This is a genomic window from Chitinivibrionales bacterium (assembly GCA_014728215.1).
Lineage (GTDB): Bacteria > Fibrobacterota > Chitinivibrionia > Chitinivibrionales > WJKA01 > WJKA01.
Window position 1 is genome coordinate 26178 of sequence record WJLZ01000157.1, and the last position, 21744, is coordinate 47921.

General features: G+C 46.3%; 18 protein-coding genes and 1 pseudogene. 15 read left to right on the forward strand and 4 right to left on the reverse strand.

Annotated elements, in window-relative coordinates; translation table 11 throughout:
• Positions 1–131: 131 nt before the first annotated feature.
• The gene (gene ybeY, locus GF401_13645; protein MBD3346096.1) at positions 132–557 is read right to left on the reverse strand and encodes an rRNA maturation RNase YbeY; all 426 of its coding nucleotides are present in this window, start codon (positions 555–557) and stop codon (positions 132–134) included.
• A 131-nt stretch (positions 558–688) separates the two neighbouring features.
• On the opposite strand from ybeY, the gene GF401_13650 reads away from it, so the two are divergent.
• The 5 genes from GF401_13650 to GF401_13670 all read left to right on the forward strand — a co-directional run bounded on the left by GF401_13650 (position 689) and on the right by GF401_13670 (position 9220).
• On the forward strand, positions 689–2887 hold the full coding sequence (locus tag GF401_13650; protein ID MBD3346097.1) for a hypothetical protein: 2199 nt from the start codon (positions 689–691) through the stop codon (positions 2885–2887).
• 29 nt (positions 2888–2916) lie between these two features.
• On the forward strand, positions 2917–6015 hold the full coding sequence (locus tag GF401_13655; GenBank protein ID MBD3346098.1) for a hypothetical protein: 3099 nt from the start codon (positions 2917–2919) through the stop codon (positions 6013–6015).
• 112 nt (positions 6016–6127) lie between these two features.
• The gene (locus GF401_13660; GenBank protein ID MBD3346099.1) at positions 6128–7321 is read left to right on the forward strand and encodes an asparagine synthetase B; all 1194 of its coding nucleotides are present in this window, start codon (positions 6128–6130) and stop codon (positions 7319–7321) included.
• Positions 7318–8640 (forward strand): MFS transporter, encoded by a 1323-nt coding sequence (locus tag GF401_13665; protein ID MBD3346100.1) that lies wholly within the window; start codon positions 7318–7320, stop codon positions 8638–8640. The genes GF401_13660 and GF401_13665 overlap by 4 nt, the downstream gene beginning before the upstream one ends.
• A gap of 28 nt (positions 8641–8668) precedes the next feature.
• Entirely contained in the window at positions 8669–9220 is a 552-nt protein-coding gene (locus GF401_13670) for a TrmH family RNA methyltransferase (protein ID MBD3346101.1), read from the forward strand.
• Between the two features lie 54 nt (positions 9221–9274).
• Here GF401_13670 and GF401_13675 read toward each other — a convergent pair whose 3' ends face one another.
• Positions 9275–9475, reverse strand: coding sequence for a 30S ribosomal protein S21 (locus tag GF401_13675; protein MBD3346102.1), 201 nt, complete (start codon positions 9473–9475; stop codon positions 9275–9277).
• 208 nt (positions 9476–9683) lie between these two features.
• Between GF401_13675 and GF401_13680 the strand changes: the two are divergent.
• The 9 genes and pseudogenes from GF401_13680 to GF401_13720 all read left to right on the forward strand — a co-directional run bounded on the left by GF401_13680 (position 9684) and on the right by GF401_13720 (position 18488).
• Positions 9684–10946, forward strand: a pseudogene (locus GF401_13680) (extracellular solute-binding protein).
• Positions 10946–11830 (forward strand): ABC transporter permease subunit, encoded by an 885-nt coding sequence (locus GF401_13685; GenBank protein ID MBD3346103.1) that lies wholly within the window; start codon positions 10946–10948, stop codon positions 11828–11830. Before GF401_13680 ends, GF401_13685 begins: the two are co-directional and overlap by 1 nt.
• Positions 11831–11847: 17 nt before the next feature.
• Positions 11848–12675, forward strand: coding sequence for an ABC transporter permease subunit (locus GF401_13690; GenBank protein MBD3346104.1), 828 nt, complete (start codon positions 11848–11850; stop codon positions 12673–12675).
• A gap of 13 nt (positions 12676–12688) precedes the next feature.
• Positions 12689–13804 carry an ATP-binding cassette domain-containing protein gene (locus GF401_13695; protein MBD3346105.1) on the forward strand — a complete coding sequence of 372 codons (1116 nt, stop codon included), beginning with the start codon at positions 12689–12691 and terminating at the stop codon, positions 13802–13804.
• A complete protein-coding gene (locus GF401_13700) occupies positions 13801–14985 on the forward strand; it encodes a DUF1343 domain-containing protein (protein MBD3346106.1) in 1185 nt (394 codons plus the stop codon). Before GF401_13695 ends, GF401_13700 begins: the two co-directional genes overlap by 4 nt.
• Before the next feature lie 109 nt (positions 14986–15094).
• Positions 15095–16033, forward strand: a complete 939-nt coding sequence (locus tag GF401_13705) for an NTP transferase domain-containing protein (protein MBD3346107.1) — start codon at positions 15095–15097, stop codon at positions 16031–16033.
• Positions 16026–17045 (forward strand): phosphotransferase, encoded by a 1020-nt coding sequence (locus tag GF401_13710; GenBank protein ID MBD3346108.1) that lies wholly within the window; start codon positions 16026–16028, stop codon positions 17043–17045. The genes GF401_13705 and GF401_13710 overlap by 8 nt, the downstream gene beginning before the upstream one ends.
• Positions 17046–17169: 124 nt before the next feature.
• Positions 17170–17559, forward strand: coding sequence for a hypothetical protein (locus GF401_13715; GenBank protein ID MBD3346109.1), 390 nt, complete (start codon positions 17170–17172; stop codon positions 17557–17559).
• 122 nt (positions 17560–17681) lie between these two features.
• Entirely contained in the window at positions 17682–18488 is an 807-nt protein-coding gene (locus tag GF401_13720) for an OmpA family protein (protein MBD3346110.1), read from the forward strand.
• Between the two features lie 56 nt (positions 18489–18544).
• Here the strand turns inward: GF401_13720 and GF401_13725 are convergent, their stop codons facing one another.
• Together GF401_13725 and GF401_13730 are read right to left on the reverse strand one after the other, a co-directional pair.
• Complete coding sequence (locus tag GF401_13725; GenBank protein MBD3346111.1) at positions 18545–19444, reverse strand: MBL fold metallo-hydrolase; 900 nt, start codon at positions 19442–19444, stop codon at positions 18545–18547.
• The gene (locus GF401_13730; protein ID MBD3346112.1) at positions 19441–20292 is read right to left on the reverse strand and encodes an HDOD domain-containing protein; all 852 of its coding nucleotides are present in this window, start codon (positions 20290–20292) and stop codon (positions 19441–19443) included. The genes GF401_13725 and GF401_13730 overlap by 4 nt, the downstream gene beginning before the upstream one ends.
• Positions 20293–20528: 236 nt before the next feature.
• Here GF401_13730 and GF401_13735 point away from each other — a divergent pair, with 236 nt between their 5' ends.
• Positions 20529–21620, forward strand: a complete 1092-nt coding sequence (locus GF401_13735; protein MBD3346113.1) for an ISL3 family transposase — start codon at positions 20529–20531, stop codon at positions 21618–21620.
• Positions 21621–21744 lie beyond the last annotated feature (124 nt).

Below are 21744 nucleotides of genomic sequence, written 5' to 3' on the forward strand. Positions count from 1 at the left end.
CTTTAATGTTCTAAAACGGGGTTGCCCTTTAAATATAAACATCAGACGGGAATTAGTGGTGCCTGGATTTTGCATTTTTTACTTTTTTGCAGCATCTCCTCTTTCACTAAAATTATACATCAGATCATGTGTCAAAGGCAAAAATATTTGTTTTCCCGCTTTTCCATTTCGATGCGCTCTTTTTCTGTATCATGGGTAAACCCCAGTAAATGAAACATTCCATGAATAAAAACGCGCGCAACTTCATCCTCGTATGCGTTTCCGTATCGGGGAGCCTGTGATTTGCATCGCTGCAATGAGATGTATATCTCTCCTAAAAAATCACTGTCGTTAAAAGGAAAGGCGAGTACATCGGTAGGCTTGTTTATGTTCCGGTAATCGGCATTGAGTTTTTTGATCTTGTAATTTGAGCAGAGCACAACGGTAACCATCTTTTGGGGGAAGATTTTTTCGGCATCAAAAATTTTTTCACCAATCGCTTTCAGTTTTTTATCCGGATAATCGAGTCTCTTGTAATCATGGATAAATTCGATTGGAAGCCTTCCGTTCTTTTTCATAATTACCTCATATAAAAGGATTGACCTGTATTACTTTTTGTGGTAGAATTGAGAAATATAATACAAAATTATAACAAAAAAGAGTGATAATTTTTATAAATTCGCCAAATGGTGCAAAAGGAGGAAGGGCAATGCAGCCGAAAATGTATTTAAAGTCATGCTTTTTATTGTGCATGGTGTTCTTTGTTTGTATTCATGCCCAGACCCCTTCTCCCCGCTGCAAAATTAAAAATCTTGTTGGAACAGTAAAAATACGAAAAGGTGCCGGTCCCCGGTGGATTCCGGCTCGTCCGAGCATGACATTGAAAAAGAGCGATGCGGTTCGGACATTTGTTGAATCGATGGTTGAAATTGAGATGGCCGATGGTTCCGAGCTTACGCTCAACGAAAATTCCACCGTTGAGCTTACCGATTTGACACAGAAAAAATCCGGCGGCAAATCGACAAAAATTAAAATCATGACCGGCAAGGTCATGTCAAACATTCAGAAATTAACGAATGCAAAATCCAAATTCGAATTCGAAACTCCTACGGCGACAGCATCAATCAGAGGCACAAGGGTCGGCTTCGAAGTCAGTGGTCAGCAAACAGATGTGCGGGTGTATGAGGGTAAAGTATTTGTTGTGCCCAAGGGGTCCAAATCCGGTGCTGAAGTCGGCGCTAATCAGATGACCGCTGTAAAAGCAGGGCAGAAGACCGTGAAGATTGTCAAGCTTGAAGAACCTGAACCTGCAGAATCCGTCGGCCAGGTCGACAGCGCAGCGGCAGATACAACCCGGAGCGACAGCACAACTGCTGAAGACAGCATAACCGCAGAGGGCGCAGAGGAAGATACCGCTGCTGCGGTGAAGGATTCTGCAATGATCGAAGATACCTCTGAGGCCGAAGATGATGCGGTTGATCAGTCGGATACCGCAACGGTGGAGGATAAAGATACAACAGCCCGGATAGATCTGCGACTCAATCTCATCACGCCGAAAGAAGGCGCGGTTTTTCGCCCTAACAGTCAGATAGCGGTAGCTGGAAAAATCTCTTCTCCAAAGGCGAAGGTTGTCGTAGAAGGAAAGCCGGCAACGGTAACGCCGGGAGGCGATTTCAGGTTGACGCTCAATTCACCTGCCGAAGCCGGTGATTATGACATTACTGTAGAAGCTTCCCTGGAAGGAGAGTCAAAGTCGGCTATGGTTCGGTATAGGGTAGAGCTTCTTACAAAAGAATTACAATTGGTTATCAATTCACCAACCGACCGACAGGAATTTTCAAAGCCGGTTATCACCATACACGGCCTTTCGACACCTGGAGCTGAAATAACCTGTTCGGGGATGAAATTCCAGGTTGGGTCCAATGGCGCATTTTCAGGGCAGGTGCCGATTCCCGATGAAGAGGGAGAGCTGGAACTCGAATTCGACGCTATGATGGGAGGCGAAAGCAAGACGGTCACGCGTTCCATCGTGTACAAGCGCGATGTTATGGCGCTTAATCTCAATGTGAGTTCTCCTTATGGAGGACAAAAAGTCTCGGAAGTACAGCTTCAGGCATCAGGGCAGGTCACTCCATTTGATGCCGAAGTGTATGCTGCAGGAAGAAAAATGTCGGTGGGTGCAAAGGGGAGTTTTACCGGTCTTGTTATGATCCCCAAAGAGCCGGGTGAGCATGAAATTGAATTTGAAGCTTCTACTGATGACAAAACTGTAACGGTTGCACGTCGGGTGGAATATGTTCCGCCTCCCGACAGAGATCGTCCCCAAATACAGGGGCAACTGCCGGCTATGTCACAGGAACGGATGCTTCCCTTTGCGGTAATTGACAGGACGCCCGATGATGAAATCATCTTTTATAAAGAGATTGACGGCTCTCGTGATTCGGAAAATGGTGAACCCGGCGGCCGTTTTTACCTCGAACTCGAGGAGGGTGTCCACGATTATGCGGTATGGGCCGAAGACAAGGCAAAGAATTCTTCAGCGCGGCTTGCAGGAAACGTCGCCTACATGGGAAATCTCATCACTATCAAAATGATTGATCCCATGGGTAATAAATTTTTCAGACTTCCTCCCGGTGCTCCTGGAAGCGATTTCGATCCGGAATATACTGTCAGATTCCGTCTCGAAAACCTTCCCGATGAAGATCCCGAAACATTGTCACGTCTGATTAAAGAAATCAGGGTGACTAATTTAACCAGTGGACGAACCGAGACCATGAATAACCCGACAGATACTGATATCGAAATCGATATCGAATTGCGACGAAATGCCGTAAACAACATAGAAGTCAAGGTGGTCGACATAAAAGACCGAGTGTTTACCCGCACCGCTACCATTCATGTTCAGTGAGAACTGGAGTGAATTAAAGGAGTATTCTAATGGGAAGATTGTCAGCAGGTATCTTCATTCTTCTGATATATATTTCTGCCAATGGGCAGGAAAAAAAGGGGCAAAACAGCAAACAGGAGAAGAGTTCTTCGGAAATCGCCGCCGAAGAGAAGAAGGCGGCGCCAAAGCCCGAGGAAACCGATTCTTCCGATACCACCGATAGTACGAAGAAAGAAAAGGAACCGGAGAGTGAAAAGCCTGCTCTTGAAAAGAAAGAAAAGGCCAGCCCATCGGTTGAAAATGAAAAGTCCGGATATACCTCGGTCCCCGGCACGTTTGAAACCGAGCTGCCGGGCGGTATTCTTTTCGGCAAGTTCGACAGTTCCAGCAGCCCCTTTCTTATTACCGGAAGCATAATTGTTCCTTCAGGACAAAAACTGGAATTCGGTCCCGGATGCCGGGTTTATCTGGGCGGTGAATATCCAACCGTTACTGTCTTCGGTCAACTCATAGCCCGGGGGACCTCTGAAAAACCTGTTCTTTTCAGGTCGGCCAACCGGAATCCCAAACCCTGGGACTGGGATAGGATTTATTGCAGAAGTCGTAACCGTTCGGTTTTTGAGCATTGCATTATCCAGCACTGTAATTATGGTCTCTTTGTTGAAAACGGTTCGGCCACGGTTGACCACTGTTTATTCGAGCAGAATTCGCTCCATGGGATGGTGGTTAAAAATTCGGATGTTTCGTTGCTGGATTCCCGCTTCCACAATGGCCATGTCCTGGCACTTTTTTTTCAGGAAGGAGCACGGGTCAGAGCCGAAAGCCTTCATGTGGTCAATAATATCACCGGTATAGCTTGTGGAAAGAAATCATCACTCAATCTGATCGGCGGCGAGATTACTAATAATACAAATGGTGTGGCGGTAAAGGAGGATGCCTCGGTAACGATCATAGGTGCCGAAATAACCCGCAACCGCAAAGGACTCGTCTCCCTGGTCGAAATTCCTAAAAAGGTGAGAGAAATGGTTTTTGCAAACGTGATAAATTTCGAGGTCGTTTCGAAAGATGAAATGGCCAGGATGCTTAAACCGCCGGAGGAAGTTGAATCGATAGTTTTACCCAAAACCACTGAAAAAGTCGATGTGGGAGAGGGTTTTAAATCGGGTTTTTCCGCTACCCATGCTCCACGGCAGCAGACTGTCAGCTTTATGGGAAATGTCACTGCGGGTTTCAAGTATTACAGTCCCGAATCAAAGTCCCATTCCATTTTGCAGAAAGAATATGACACGACCTATGCGGGAACCGATTCACAGAAGGTAAGTGTGCGATACTCCTCCAAAGACACGTTGGTCATGCAAAGCCGCTACCCGGGAGAACAGAACGACGAATTTTATGCCGGGTTCCAGCCGGAGATGCAGATTTTTGCCAGCGGCCGGCGTAAAGGCGCGGATCTCAACCTGCTCATGGATGTCTACGGCAACCAGTGGATCGACCTTCCATTACATATGAAAAAAAATACTTTTAATTTAAATATCAACTATTACAACCAACATCTGGTGATGGGTGATTTTTTTGAAAGCAACTCAAAAACATCTCTGGAGAGCAGAAAGTTCACCGGCATCCGGTATTCCGCCGACTTATTGCCCATGGGGAAAGGCGCCAATCGAATCAATTTCAGGTTTGCCGGCGGAGAAACCGAATTTCCCAAAGATGTAGGTGATAATGATATCACCCTTTACAATGATACTGTGGATACAGGGATGTCGATCCGTCAGCAAATGACCTATCTTGCCGGATTTACAGTCAAGCCTACTCTGAATTCAAAGATCAACGTGAATAGCATTATCTCGAGGGATCAGGGGTACGAACCACTGTTCAGACGGGTCATTTCCGATCCTGAAGTGCCCGATCCTATTGAAGCCCAGACTGGGGCTATCGACGGTAGTGTTCTTTTATTTGATGATAAACTTACCCTTACCGCCGAACTCGATGTTGGCGTCCACGATACGCTGACACCTTCACAATCGGAGGAGATCCAGGAAATCGCCTGGTATAAGCCCCAGATCGGTGAGGCGGTATCAACCGTATTCAAAGAAATACTCGACCGTCACCTGGAACACTGGGCTATGTCGCTCGGCGCCGCCGGACTGGTCAATGGTTTTGACCTCGCGGGAAGCTTTACCCGTATCGGGCCGGAATATTTTTCGGCCGGAAATCCCTATCTTGAAGCCGACCGGTATATCGGAGAGCTGAAAGGGGAGAAGACTATTATCGAAAACCTTACCGCCGCCGCCGGATATGAATACGAAATGCGATATGCCACAAACAAATTCAATCTTGCTGCAGAAGAGTCCGGGCCCACTCATGTCAATACCATCGATCTTGATGGTGAATACACTTTCAGCCCGAAGTGGCCCTCGGTGGGAATAGAATACCAACTCATGATCGAAAATACGGATGAACCGGGAGAAAAGTATATCGTTGATTATTCTACAATCCTGGATTCAACGATCAGTGATGACGGCCTGTCCAAAACGTATGACTATGCACTTGATACACTCGAGCAAAAATATCGAGAACTCGATATGAAAAATTTGTGGGGAATTCAATTAAAACAACGGTTCGACAACGGGATTAGTTACAGTCTCCGGTACCGCACTATGTGGGATAACGACATGACCGACTATCCAAATCCGGAACTGGCTGTTGAGGATGACGGATGGCAGCATCAGATAAACACACGGTTCGGTTTTAAAATTAAGCGGCTGATACGGAATACTACCACCTTCAAGATCACCACTAAATCAGAAAATCAGTACACTTTCGAAGGATTGTCCTATAAGATCGGCAATAAGCTGAAAGTAACGGCAATTCCGCGTAAATTGAGCTTTGAGCTCAAAGGCGATTATTATAACCGTACCGATGATGAAGATGAATATACCGAACTGGGTGACGATGCTTACGATATTTTGAGAACGAATACTGTTACGAAATCCTACGGTATCGAAACTGCCGCAAAATATTCCCTATCTTCAATGCTCTCACTCACATTGATGGGCAGGTATGAAAAGAGCTCGGATGAAGTAGAGGGCTCCACCGAGAACTACGAAGTGATAATTGGAGGACTTCACGTAACTTATTTATTTTAGGTGAATGAGCACTTATTCATCACGATCCGGATCACCCTGCCATTTTCTTACATCTTTTTTGTGGTGCATTGCCCTCAGTGCAATTCTTGCATTACCCCGCATTGCAGGATCCATGATATTCATTCCCATGGATGATACCCAGACCGATCATTTGAAAAGCTATGGCCTTGTCTATAAAATGCTCGAAGACGGCAACAAGGTCTACTGGTGTCTGAACTACCGGGGCGGCTCTTTTGTGGCCGAGGATTCGAGAAAGTTCGAACTGAAAGCGCGGGTTGACGGCATTGAAATCAAGACAATTTCCCCGGCCGACTGGGCCCGGATTCTCGAGACGATCGATAACAACAATATGGAAAAGGTCACTCTCGAAAAATCTCCGAAAATCGCGGTTTATACCCCACCCAATAAGCTTCCCTGGGATGATGCCGTCACGCTTGCCCTGACCTATGCCGACATTCCATACAATAAAGTGTACGATGAAGAAGTTCTTGGTGGAAAGTTATCGGAATACGACTGGCTTCACCTCCATCACGAGGATTTTACCGGTCAATACAGCAAATTTTATCGCTCCTTTAACCATACTCCCTGGTACCAACGCCAGAAAATGGAACTCGAAAAACGAGCCAAAAAGCTGGGATTCAACAAGGTCTCCGACTGTAAGAAGGCGGTTGCCCTTGCCATTCGCAATTATGTCGATAAAGGCGGATTTGTCTTTGCCATGTGCTGTGCACCCAATACATTCGAAATAGCCCTGTCGGCCCTGGGTGCCGATATTGTTGCTGCGCAGTATGATGGCGATGGTATCGATCCGAACTATAAAAACAAACTCAATTTCGATAACTGCATGGGCTTTGAGAATTTTACTATCCAGACCGATCCCATGGCTACCTATTTCGGCAATATCGATGTCAATAAAGTCAATACGCCACTTCGGATACCGGCTGCCGATTTTGAGCTGTTTGATTTCAGTGCCAAACTCGATCCCGTCCCGACAATGTTAATTCAGTGTCATCAAAAGACTGTTCGAGGTTTTTTCGGTCTGGCAACATCCTACAACAAAGAGGTTATGAAAGAAAGCTCCGTTGTTCTTGGCTATGTGCCGGGTACTAAGCGGGTCAAATATCTCCACGGTGTATACGGAAAAGGAATGTTTGCCTATTACGGCGGCCATGACCCCGAAGATTATACTCATGCGGTTGGTGACAAACCAACAGACCTCCAGTTTCACAAAAATTCTCCGGGATACCGTCTGATTCTCAACAATGTACTCTTTCCTGCTGCGGAAAAGAAGGAAAAGAAGACGTGAATACTGATTTGGAGTCCGGACAGGACGACGGATTCTTTTCCGCTACGCCCCAGGGGAGGCGGGCTGTCTGGTCATGGATTATGTATGACTGGGCAAATTCTGCGTATGCCATGACCGTGTTGGCTGCGTTTTTTCCGATATTTTTCAATGAATACTGGTGTGAAGGAGCCAATTCGACCGCTCGTTTGGGATTCGGCAATGCTGTTGCAGGGCTTCTCATTGCTCTGGTTTCGCCCTTTCTTGGTGCCCTTGCCGATACCGGGCATAACAGGAAACGTTTTTTAGCCTATGCGATGCTTCTGGGCGTTATTATGAGCGGAGCACTCTATTTTGTCGCCCCGGGGGCGTGGCTTACGGCTCTGTTTGTTTTTATTCCGGCCACGATCGGTTTTTCCTGTGCTAATCTTTTTTATGATTCCATGCTCCCCATGGTTTCACCTCCCGGGAAAATGGATCTGGTATCATCAATGGGATTCGGTTTCGGCTATCTGGGATGCGGCATTCTCTTTGCGATCAATATAGCGATGGTTCTCAAACCTCAGTTTTTCGGGCTGGCCAATGATGCTGTTGCGGTCCGGACCTCCTTCCTTACCGTGTCGATCTGGTGGCTGATTTTTTCGATCCCGATTCTACTCTTTGTCAAAGAACCCCGCGCCGAAAGGACTATCGGTACAAGTGAAGTTTACAGACGGGCGTTCATCGAGCTGGCGCATACATTTCGATCCCTGAAAAAAGAAAAAGGGATGCTGCTGTTTCTGTTTTCTTACTGGCTTTATATCGATGGCGTTCATACGTTTATCCGCATGGCTGCCGATCTTGGAAAATCGATCGGCCTTGAAAATGCCGTGCTAATGCGGGCTCTGTTACTGGTACAGCTTGCTGCATTTCCTGCAGCAATTCTTTTCGGGGTCATTGCAAAAAAAATCGGGACCCTCCGTGCGATTCTTATCGGCATCGGACTTTATACTTTTATTACCTTTGTTGCTCCGATGACTGTGAGGGGGGCGGGCATGTTCACTTTCTTTGCCGTGCTCTCCGCCGTTCCACAAGGATGTCTTCAGGCGCTGAGTAGATCCTATTTTGCCAATATTATTCCCAAAGAGAAAGCTGCCGAGTATTTTGGCTTTTATAATCTCATGGGGAAGTTTGCAGTATTTTTCGGACCACTGATGATTGGTGTCATTGTTGTCATATCACAGTCGGTGGGAGCCCGATCGGAGTATGCTTCACGGCTTGGTTTCAGTTCGACATCACTGCTTTTTCTGGCCGGCGGGGTAATGCTTTACTTTGCCGACAGGTCGATCAGAAAAAAAGTCTAGGTACTGCTGAAAATCAGGAAAGGAAAAAATGGGGCAACGACGTGGAGATATTGAAACCAATTATGTGATCCGCAGCTTCGATGCGAACATATCGCTCGATGAATATAAGCGTCTGCCAAAGAATCCACTCTATATTATTGTCGACAATCTGCGAAGTGCATTCAATGTCGGTTCGATTTTCAGGATCGCCGATATTCTGCGGGTAAAAGGACTTTTTCTCTGTGGCTATACCGCGTTTCCGCCTCATATCAAACTCGAGAAAACCTCTCTGGGAACGATAGAATATGTACACTGGAAACGATTCGAGCATACGCTTGATGCCGTTACCTATCTCAAAAAAAAGAATATTCCTGTCTGGGCCGCGGAGACAACATCTATCTCAAAGAAATATACCGCCCTCGAGTATCCTTCCGAACTGGGAATTGTTTTCGGTAATGAAGCGTTGGGGATACAACGGGACGTTATCGATGCCTGCGACCAGGCAATTGAAATCCCCACATACGGATTTAAAAATTCTCTGAATGTCGCCGCAGCGTGTGCGGTGATAGGATTCAAGTTTGTTGAAAAGACATGTAAATAAAAAAGCTTCTCCGGAGGGGGAGTAGCTTTTTTAGATTATAAGGCGGGCTGTCGGTTAGCGGTAACTCGTTCTTTTTTCGTCACGAATGCGTTTCCGCTTGGCAGCATTGAGCTTCCGTTTTTTCTCTTCACTCGGTTTTTCGTAATGGCGATATTTTTTAACATCAGAGAGGATACCCGCACGCTCACAGGTTTTAGTAAACCGTCGAAGGGCCTTTTCGATAGCCTCGTTGTCTCGGATATGAATACCGTTCATGCAGTAGTCAACCTTCCCTTGCTTGGATAAATTGATTAATAAACAATTTCAGTAAAATACTACATGTCTTTCCCTGAGGCAACAACATTCCGGTATCTTCCCCGTTCCGTACAGATTGTGCCTCTGTAACAGGCTGAGAATAATTGAGATGTGTGCCAAGTGTTATATTTAATTTTCTGCAAATTTAAACAGCTTTAATTGTAAGGGGATTTAGGTGAAAAAATATCTTATTACACTCACACTTTTCGCTTTGATAGGCTGTTCCGGTCAAAAGGGGGCAGTAACATTCATGGTGGGAGGAACCGCAAACGATTTTACTTACTGGGAAGAAGTCATTGCTGATTTCAAGGAAAAAACCGGGATTTCGGTAGGTTTGCTTCGTTCGGCAGCGCAGACCGAGCAGCGTAAACAGCAGATATTGATAGCACTGCGAGGCAAACAGGCTGATCCTGATATTGTCGTGATGGATATCGCCTGGATCGGCCAGATGGCCCAGTCGGGCTGGCTTGAAGACCTCGGTCAGTATGATATCGATACCTCGTTGTTTTTCAATAATATCATCGAGCTTGCCGACATCCACAATTCTCAGCTCATCGGTCTGCCTTTGTATGTCGATGCCGGAGTATTATACTACCGAAAGGATCTTCTGGAGAAATATGGCTATACCGGTCCCCCCGCTACCTGGGATGAGCTGGTATCCATGGCCACGAAGGTCCAGGCAGGAGAGCGGAAAACGAACCCTGATTTCTGGGGATTTGTATGGCAGGGGGCACAGTACGAAGGCCTTGTGTGCAATGCCCTCGAATTTTTTGCCTCTGCCGGTGGAAGCTTTTTCAATGGTGAAGGAAATCCTGTGATTCGGAGTGCCGGCAATCTTCAGGGGTTGACCTTTATGAAAGAGTGTATTCATAGCCATGCAATTTCTCCGCCAAACACCTATACCGATATGAAAGAAGAAGAAGTCCGTCTTCTCTTTCAGAACGGCAATGCACTGTTTGAGCGAAACTGGCCCTATGCTGCCAAACTTCACGATAATGAGGATTCCCAGGTATTGGGAAAGTTTTCAATCGATGTACTTCCTCATTTTAAAGGCCATAAGAGTGCATCCACGCTGGGAGGGTGGCATGTTGGAATCTCGCGTTACTCCGATGCTAAATCCGAGGCTGCCCAATTTTTAGAATACATAACCTCCTTTGAGGTTCAGGCCGGGCTTCTCACCGAACTGGGCCATAATCCCGGACGAGTCGATATCTATGACGATGTAAAAATCCAACGCGACCGTCTGGCAGAACTCAAGGACATATTCTATTCGGCGATTCCACGGCCCACTGTTCCGTACTATTCGCAGGTCTCACAGGTGCTTCAGAAGTATCTCAACGCTGCACTTGCCGGCCCCCTGGCGCCATCGGATGCCCTTGCTGAAGCACAGGAAGATATTCAACGTATTCATGAGAGCTATAAGACCGATTAATGAACTATCATCGAAAAGAAATACAAACCGCCTATATATTACTTCTTCCCGTTATCTGTATCGTAGCGCTGTTTATTCTGCTGCCGGTTATTGGGGCATTGTATAATAGTTTTTTTCGTGATGTAACCTATTTACCAAAGAAATTCATCGGGATCGAGAATTTTATATGGCTCCTTTCAAATCCCGATTTTCATCGGGCCCTTCTCTTTACCCTTCTCTTTACCTGTGCAGCAGTGGTATTGGAAACATTGCTCGGGCTTCTCTTTGCGCTCATGCTCAATGAGTCGTTCAAGGGGCGGGGATATTTGCGGACTATTATTCTGGTGCCCTGGGCAATTCCGACAATAGTGTCGGCAAAAATTTGGAATATTATTTTTAACTATTCATATGGGGTGTTGAATTATATAGTGATTTCCACCGGACTTGTTCCCGAGAGAATTAACTGGCTTGGAACCTCGAGTGCGGCTTTTGCCGCTCTGGTGATCGCCGAGGTATGGAAAACCACTCCTTTTATGGTATTAATCATTCTTGCCGGGTTGCAGGCGATCCCCCAGGAGCTCTATTATCAGGCCCGCATTGACGGCGCCGGGGTTTTTAAACGATTCTTTGCTATCACCCTGATCATGATCCGCCCGGTGCTTGTTATCGCCCTGATTTTCAGAACCATCGACTCCCTGCGAATCTTCGATCTGGTCTATGTTCTCACCGGAGGAGGGCCTGGTGGAAGTACGCGGACGCTCTCCATGCTCGGGTTTGAAAATTACCTGGCCGACTCTTTCGGAAGAGGATCGGCGATATCGATCGCCACTTTTTTGGTTGTTTTCGGTATCACCCTTTTTTATATACGGGCCGGAAAGTTTTCTCAAAGTATCCGTCAAAAGTAAATGGGATTATCATAATAATGAAAGAGAACGCATTAAAAAAAATAATCCTCATTATCGGCAACACCTTTCTGGTGTTTTTTGCGCTGACTCCATTTGTATGGATGCTTATCATTTCACTCACTTCCCGTGCCGATTTCCTGATCACCGGTGAGGTTGAATATACACTCCAGAATTATCGCAATATCCTGACAAATACATCACTCCATTTTGGCAATTATTTTTTCAACAGCCTTATTGTTTCTTTAATTACCTCAATTTTCGTTACGATTATTGCATCTCTGGCCGGCTATGCCGTTTCGCGGCTCCAGTTTCCCGGAAGAATCGTCGTTCCCGTGGCTATTCTTGCTCTGTCCATGTTTCCGCCGATCAGTATTGTCGGGTATTTGTATCGTTTTTTTTCGGATACGGGGCTTTTAAATACCCATATAGCATTGATTCTGCCCTACACTGCACTGACAGTGCCCCTGGCACTCTGGATCAATATGAGCTATTTCAGTCAGATCCCTCGGGAGCTGGATAAGGCGGCGCTTATTGATGGTGCAGGCAGGATCGGAACACTCACTAAAATTGTTCTTCCCTTGGCACTCCCGGGGATTTTCTCCTCCTTTTTACTGGTCTTCATTGCCTGTTTTAACGAATTCCTTTTAGCGCTCATGTTGACAATAGATTATCGGGCGCAAACACTGCCGGTGGGGATTGCATTGTTCCAGGGACTCCACGGAGAGATTCCCTGGGGAAATCTCATGGCTGCATCGGCCCTGACTGCGGTACCGCTGGTTGTGGTGACAATTATTTTTCAAAAATACATCGTTCAGGGATTAATCGGCGGAGCCGTGAAAGGCTGAAAGAGTTAATTATATGGATTCGTTACCCGTAAAACTCCATAATTTATCGAAATCATTTTTTACATTCCGGGGAACGACTGTTGTTCTGAAGGGTATTAATCTTTCCATTAATGCTGGAGAGCTGTTTGTTCTTCTTGGCCCGAGCGGGTGTGGCAAAAGTACACTGCTGAATTTGATCGCGGGGCTGGAGAGACCTACCGGTGGTTCGATTACTATCGGCGATAAAAATGTTGCCGACGCCACGGCCAAAATTTATTGTGAGCCCTTTGAGCGCGATGTTGCTATGGTGTTCCAGAGTTATGCGCTCTATCCGCACATGACAGTGGAGCAGAATATCGCTTTTCCTCTCACCAATCTGAAAAAGAAGCTTACTAAAGAAGAAATCGCCGCAGCCGTTCGAAAAAGCGCCGGGCTTTTGAAAATTGAAGAGCTGCATTCACGGAAACCAAGAGAACTGTCCGGTGGACAGCGTCAGCGTGTAGCGATCGGGCGGGCAATCGTTCGGGAGCCCAAAGTTTTTCTCATGGATGAGCCTTTGTCCAATCTCGATGCCCAGTTGAGAATGGAAATGCGTGCACAACTCAAAGCCCTGCAGCAAAAACTCGGGATAACAATGATTTATGTCACCCACGATCAGATCGAGGCAATGACCCTCGGAGACAGAATCGCTGTGCTCAACAAAGGTAAAATATCCCAGATCGGTACACCCGCCGATATTTATGAAAATCCGGATACCATTTTTGTCGCTAAATTTGTCGGTTCACCGCCAATGAATATTATCAGTGGTGAAATCAAATCGGATGGCGGCAAGAATATGCTGACAAATAGTGATTTTTCATTTATTATCCCCAGGAGCCTGAAAGAAACCATAAAAAAGAGGGGGGAGGGTGCGATAATCGGCATTCGTCCCGAACATCTCCGCTTTGGTACTCCGGGGGAGGGTGCTATGGATGTGGAAATTTCGGTGATCGAAAATATCGGCGGTGAATACCTCTGCTACATACTTTTCGAATCCAATCGGCTGATCGTAAAGACCCCGGTTAAACCTTCGGAAAAACATGTATCGCTTCGGGTGGAGCCGGAAAAAATTCTGATTTTTGACATTGAGGGAAAGCGGGTGCGAAAATGATACGAACAAGGTCGGGGCTGGAAATTTTTTGTGATCGATTTCCAAAGGAGCTACATGGTGTTCGACTGGGAGTACTCTGCCATGCTCCATCGATCGATTCATCCTACCGTCATATAATCACCTGTCTGAAGGAGATTCCCGAATGCACGCTTGGCGCCATATTCGGTCCTCAGCATGGGTTGTTTGGACAGACCCAGGATAATATGGTCGAGTGGGAAGGGAATATTCATCCTCAACTGAAAACACCGGTCTACAGCCTCTATGGTGCTGTTCGCAAACCAACTCCTGCGATGCTCGATTCGATCGATGCCCTGGTAATCGATCTTCAGGATGTCGGCGCTCGTCCTTACACCTATATCTGGACAGTGAAGCTTTGCCTGGAGGCATGCGGTGAGCGGAATATTCCGGTATGGGTACTCGACCGTCCAAATCCGATTGGGGCTTTAGATTTTGACGGTCCTCTTTTATCTCCCGACTATTTTTCCTTTGTGGGAGGCGCCGAAATCCCGTTGTGCCATCGTATGACTATCGGAGAGATCGCACTCCTGCTCAAGCAAACATACTCCCCGGCAACCGAGCTTCATGTAGTGTGGATGGAGAACTGGTGGCGTAGCTCGTTATGGTTCCAAACAGGACTTCCCTGGGTACTTCCCTCACCGAATATGCCGACTCTCGATACCGCTATAGTTTATCCGGGGATGGTCCTCCTCGAAGCAACGAATCTTTCCGAAGGAAGAGGCACAACCCGTCCCTTCGAACTGATTGGCGCTCCATACCTGCGAATCGACCGCCTGTTAGCTTCATTGAGCAACAAAAAAGTTCCCGGTACTGTTTTCAGAGAACATAATTTCATTCCCACATTCCAGAAATGGAAGGGAGATTATTGTCCCGGCATTCAGGTGCATGTGACCAATGTAAAGGAGCTCAATCCGGTTTTTCTGACTGCTACCCTGCTCGCTTCAGTTATTGAAACGGCCGGAGAACAATTTGCTTTCAAAGATCCACCTTATGAATACGAGACCGAGAAAATGCCCTTTGATATTCTTTCCGGCGGTGATAAGCTGCGAAAACTGCTGAGTGTCGGAGCAATGGAACCAAAAATCAGGGAAGAGTGGAAAGACGAGTATAAAAATTTCTTTGTTTTATTCAACGATATCACTCATTACCCCGAACTACTGTGATTGTACAATAGAGAGATATTGCAGAAAAGTATGCAAATCGATTTTCTTTAATGTATAATTTTAAAAGTACGGGTGTATTACAAAAGTTAAGAAAGAGTCTTTTTACGGCATGAGAGGATTCATACTGGCGGCAGGGTTCGGCACACGGCTCCGTCCTCTGACAAATCATATCCCCAAATCACTCCTTCCCGTCTGCGGTATCCCCCTTTTGGAGCGTCGGTTGAAGTTTCTTACCGATAACGGCATTGAGACTATCGGAGTAAATTCTCATTATCTCCACGAACAGTTCGAGACCTTTCGGAATAACTGTCCTATCGGATTTGATCTCTTTCATGAGACCGATTCGATCAGGGGAAGCGGCGGGCCGCTCTATTTTGCTAAAGATTTTTTACAGCAGTCGGACATATTCTGTATCTGCAATGCCGAACCTCTGACTGTCTTTGATTTACAAGAGAAGTATAGCCAATTCAGGCGTTCCTCGTCGGTGTGCACCCTGCTTGCCGCACCGTCGCCGGGCAACGGGACAGTCTTTTATGAGCCGGAATCGGGCGAATATGTCGGCCCCCGTAATGAAATTCAGAACAAGCAGGGGCTTGGGAGCGCCGATTTTATCGGTGTTGCCCTTTATCGGAAAGAGTTTCTGGAATTGATGCGGCCCGATGATTTCTCGATCCTGCCGATCTGGAAGCGGGCGCAGGAAAATGGCTTGCATGTAACGGTAAGTATTATCGATGAACTCTACTGGAAAGATATCGGTAATCCGGGAGAATTTGCAGAGATCCATTTTGATTTTCTGGAAGGAAAAACACCCCTTGATATTCCCCGGGATTATGTTTTTGACAGGGAGCGAAAAGTTGCCTTTCCCGCTGGCCTCGCTCGTGACCGGGCACAGCAACTTAAAGAGCATGTATGGTGCGATTCTGCTTCCTTGCCTGATGACGTTGTATTTTTTAGATCGGTAATTTTGCAAAAACCAGTCAATCTTACAGAAAACGGTTCAATAGAAAAAGCAATTATTTCTTTCGGGGAGGTCGTTTCACTTGAGTAGCAGGACAATTGTTTTAACACCGGCACAAGAAGAATTTTTAGAAAAGAACATACCGAGTTTTTCATTTTCTCTCTGGGATATTTCCGAAGCCGCAAATGCCGGCTCCGACCGCCGGTTTGTCCGTGTATCCCATAAAGATCATTCCGATCAATCGTATATCCTTATTATCTGGGACAGCAGCGAGCGCGATTGGGGCCGTTTTGTGGCAATACAACGGGATCTCAAAAGTAGACTCAATTGCCTTCCCCATATCCTTCACCACGATGCATCACACGGCTTAATTCTCGAAGAAGATTTTGGTAATCGGACGCTCAATAAAGTCTGCCAAGCCAGTCTTTCGGAAAATGAGATGAGCGCTTTATATAAACGGGTGATCGGCGCTCTTGTCAAGTGGCACGGTGTCCGTCCAGGGTGGAGCAAAACGGTTGCATCCAGGAGTATGGATGAGGCCATGTTTTTATGGGAAAGCGATTATTTCGGTACCCATTGTGTGACTGAATTCGCTGGCTGCGATGACCTTTTAGATGACAGGTGGGAAAAGGAGCGCCGGGAATGCGCCTGGCTGGCGTCGAGTTTTCCCCGTGTGTGTATCCACAGAGATTTTCAATCGGAAAACATTCTACTGTACCACAACAGGATCTGCTTTGTCGATTTCCAGGGAGCCCGGATGGGACCTGCGGCCTACGATCTGGCATCACTAGTGTATGATCCCTATGTTGAATTTCCTGGTAATGGATGGTTTGCCGATGAAATGCTTTCGTATTATCGTTCCTATGGCAGGGGCAAAATAGACCCGTCATCCTTTCGCATCTGTGCTGTTCAGCGGCTCATGCAGGCGCTGGGTGCCTATGCCAACTTATCTATTCACAAGAAAAAGCCCCGCTATCGGCACTTTATGCCCATTGCACTCAAACGGCTTTATCATGTACTTTCGGCGGACACCGACTTTCCGCACCTCCGCACCATTACAGAATCCTGTCTGGAGCGAATCGAGGTGGCGTCAACCGTCTGATTTGAGTTACCGTTTTTAGGGCTCATTATTCTTGCTTTTCTTCAATAGTATTTGATATATTCTTACGTATGAGGACAGATGTCCTGTTCCTGAATATACACATTACACTGCAAGGGAAACAAAAATGAAAAAGTACTCCTTTCTTCTCCTTGGCCTCTTTTTATTTCTTGTCTCCTGTGGTTCCCAGTATCCCATGCTTGCACAGGATATTTCAGTTCAATGTAAGGAACTCCATGAGATATGCAGTCAGAAAAAAATCAAATCAGCGGAGGCAACTACCGCCGATTCTCTTTATACAACCGGTTTGACCCTGTATCAAAAGGGGAAGAACAAGGATGCCTATCCTGTCCTCGAATCTGCCGCAATGTATTATCGTCTGGCGTTATCAAAAGATGAACTGGAGGATGTAAACAACGAAATTGATCGGCTGAAAGAATCCCTTACCGATGCGGAAGACAAGCTTGGAATGTATAAAAAGGTTCTCAGCGAACTTGAAACAATGGAGCGACCATGAGTAAGTATTACCTGTCGATAGCTTTTGGGACAATTCTTGCCCTCGGAACACAGCTTTTTGCACAGAACAACGTTTCTCCCTGGGATCCGGGGGCGGAATCCGGAACAACGATGTCTGCGCCGATGAAAACGATTGATGACCTTGAAGCCAAACTGAGAAAGGCGTACAAGGCTGCGTCGGTTGAGGTTCCGGTAGTCAGTCTCGATCTGTATCGTGATGCACTTACAACGCTCGATATTCTCGGTCCCCAAGTGAAAAAGAAACCCGACAGTGAAAAGGGGAGAAGAGGATTTCTCACTTGTTCAACTTCTGTTGAAGCTGCCGTAGCCCAAATTCGGCTGGCTCTTCAAAAATCAAAAGCTGAATCATTGCGGGCACAAACAATCCAGACCCTTTCGGCATTGAGTGAGGTTCATCAGCAGATAAATGATATCCAGGGCGACCAGGCATCGAAACTCAAATCAGACCTCGATGCCGAACGGGAAAAGGCCCGTAAACTTCGGGAAGAAGCTGAAAAGAAATTTTCCGAGCTTCAAAGTGCCCTTATTCAGGTATCAAAAGACGCCCGGGGTACAATTATTTCCATGTCCGATATTCTTTTTAAAATCGGCAAAGCGGATCTGACACCCGATTTGAAAACAAATCTTGCAAAGATTGCCGGTATCCTGACGGTTTTTAAAAATTCGAAGATAATTGTCGAGGGACATACTGATAATCAGGGTTCGGAAGAATATAATCAGCGTCTTTCGGAAGACCGGGCCGAAAATGTGATGAATTTTCTCATTGAACAGGGGGTTCAGCCTCATCGGCTTACCGCAATCGGGTATGCATTTCATCGTCCCATAGCTTCGAACGACACGCCGGAAGGCCGTCAGAAGAATCGACGAGTTGACCTGGTCGTTCAGGAAAAGAATAAAGAATACGAATAAAAAAAGCCCCGAACATGATTCGGGGCATTAGGTATGCATCGCTAATTGAAAAGAAATCAGAGCTCGATTTCCATTCCTTCACGGGCAAATTCCAGCTCAAACCCCTTATCTCCGGCCATTTCCCTGCAGAGGTTTTCCCGCTCTGCAAGCTTTGTGTCGTTATTCATGGGTTCGTGGTGAGCAAAAATGATATGGCTCAGGCCGGCTTTTTCGGCCATTATGATGTTTGATTCGTAAGTGCTGTGTCCCCACCCCTTTTTTGACTGGTATTCTTCATTGTTGTACTGGGCATCCCATGAAACCAGATCGGCGCCGCGGCAGAATTCAATAATTTTGTTGTTCTGCATCTCAGCATTTTCATCAAGCTCCTTAAGAAAATCTTCATCCATCGACTCGCCCTCTTTGGAATTTCTGTAAACGTTGTTGTAAGGCTCGTGGTCGCCGCCGTAGATAAAAGTTTTTCTGTTGTAATGAAGCCGATAGGCGAGACAGGCGACTGGATGATTCAGCCGGCAGGTCGATATTTCAAATCCATTGACATCGACAGTTCCCTCCCGGCAATCGTGATACTGGATATCGGCCCCCAGTTGGGAAATGCGTATGGGAAAGTATTCATAATTTGTCTGCATTGCCATTATCTGCTCTAAACTGAGATTCTGAACATCGGAAGGCGGTCCGAATATTTCAAATTTATTCCCCGGTACATAGGCGGGAATAAAGAACGGGAACCCCTGTATATGGTCCCAGTGCGTATGGGAGATAAAGATTTTTCCATTGATCTTTTTTCCAAGCGACATTAGATAGTTGCCGCATTCACGGATGCCTGTACCCGAATCGAAGATTAAAACATAATCATCGATTTCAACAGATACGCAAGAAGTATTGCCGCCAAACCCAACTGTTGAGGGCCCGGGTACGGGAACCGAACCACGAACGCCCCAGTATCGAATCTTCATGCTTTCAAAAACTCCTTTGCTTTCTGTATTTCCCCTTCAAGGCCTTCAAGAATGGATGACTCAATCGAGGCATCGATCCCCAGCGTTGAGAGTACCTGAGTATCGATCTCGATAGGCGTTTTATCCAGTACCAGACCCAGGGAATTATTTTTACAGATTATATTTGATACATATACCGTGCATGTAAGTTCTGTAAGGTTGTTGCCCGACGGCGAATGGTGATTAAGGATCACACTTAAAAGGTCATCTGAAAGGCTCCATTTTCTGCCAAGAATTTCGCCGATTTTGCAATGATTGAGTCCCTCGAAAATTATGTCTTCAGCATCGATAATACCGACTTCAGTGGCAGTGAGAATAACCCGTTCGATTTCATCATGAAAAATTTTACTTTCCACTGCCAGGCCAAGATCGTGCAGAAGGCCGGCGATAAAATAATCTTCAATGATTTTTTTATCCACATTCCGTTTCTGTGCGATAAGCTTTGACGCGGTTCCTACTGCCAGCGAATGCTGCCAGAAACCATTATGATCGAATGCCGGGCTGGTCTCTTCAGTTTCCATCTGGGTAAGCGCCGCCGCGCCGAGAGCAAGGTTTTTTATCGTGTTAAGACCTAAAAGAATGATCGCTTTTTCCAATGAAACAATTTTGTTGCTCAGGGCAAAATATGATGAATTGACCAATTTGAGCACTTTGGCCGATAATACCGGATCCATTTTAATAACCTGTGTCAATTCACTCGGGGGACAGTTGATATCATTTGCCAATTTCATTACTTTGGAAGCAGTAGGGGAGAGAGAGGGTATGTTTTCTTCAAGTTTCTTTTCGATTTCCTCGATCGTATGGGCCATGAATCAAGCTCCTTCTTCATCGATAAACCATGCCCGACAGCAAAAGGAAAATTGTCTAAAAGCGTTGAACCTGGTGCAAATACAATTATACAATCAATGATACATTTCAGGTAATAATGGTTCAAGAGTAATATTTACCGAATATCAAAAAAACCGGGTGGGTACACATTAAAAAGCAAACTGCTTGGCGCTTCCGGATTTTGGGTGGCTTCCTCTCTGAATGTAGTATATAGCACATGAACGATAAAAGCTTATATGAAAAAATTCTTGGCATTACTGCCCCATGGCACGTTACCGATGTGCGCATGGAACTGTCGTCGGGCTCTATCACTGTAGTGGTAGAGCACGCTGAAAACGCAACATTTCGCTGTCCTGAGTGCAATAGCTCCGGGCCGATTCACGATCATCGGGTTAAGCGGTGGCGCCATCTTCCCACCTGCCATCTTCGAACCGTAATTGAGGCGCGTACTCCGCGAATAACCTGCCCCAACCATGGTGTTCGGCAAGTAAGGGTTGACTGGGCTGATGGCAACAGCTCCTTTACCTCTCTTTTCGAGGCATTGGTAATTCAGTGGCTGGCTGAAGCGAGCATATCCGCTGTGCGCCGCATGATGGAGCTGAGCTGGGATCAGGTTGATACCATTCGCAGAAGAGCCGTGCAGCGGGGCTTGGCCAGGCGCAAAAAGTGTAAGCCCAAGGCTTTGGGCATTGATGAGACCTCGTTTCAGAAGCGGCATGAATATGTTACTGTTATAGTTGACCAAAAGACACACGCAGTCATGGATGTTCTCGATGACCGCAAACAGCAGACGCTGCAGAGCTACTTCGAGGCCCTTACTCGCTCTCAGCGAAAAGCCGTGAAAACGATTGCTATGGATATGTGGGACCCATACATTGCAGCGGTGAGAAATACCTTTGAAGCATGGGAGCAAAAGATATGTTTTGATCGCTTCCACGTTTCTTCCCATTATGGCAAAGCTCTTGACAAAACCCGCACACAGGAGCATCGTCATTTTATCAAACAAGATGGCGAAAGCATTCTGAAGCATACCAAGCATCATTGGCTTCGTAACAGCAGCAGAACAGATAATCGCAGTCGAAGATGGTTTCTTAAGATAACACGCAAGAACCTGAAGACCGCTCGTGCGTGGGCCATAAAAGAAACAGCTGCGCAGCTGTGGGATTACAGTACACGAGGACATGCAATGAATGCTTGGAAGCGGTTGATTAGCTGGATGCGACGGAGCCGCTTGGAGCCTATGAAGAATCTGAGCAAAACTATCGGCAATTACCTTTGGGGTATAGTTAATGCTCCGGCCACTATATAGTTGAATAAAATAAGTTGTCATGATTTTTGCTGTTTATAATGACATGAAGACACAAGATTTTCGCAAACTTTGCCCTCAAGCCCAGGAAGAAATCCGCATAAGAGCGGTCAATGCTGTATTGTCC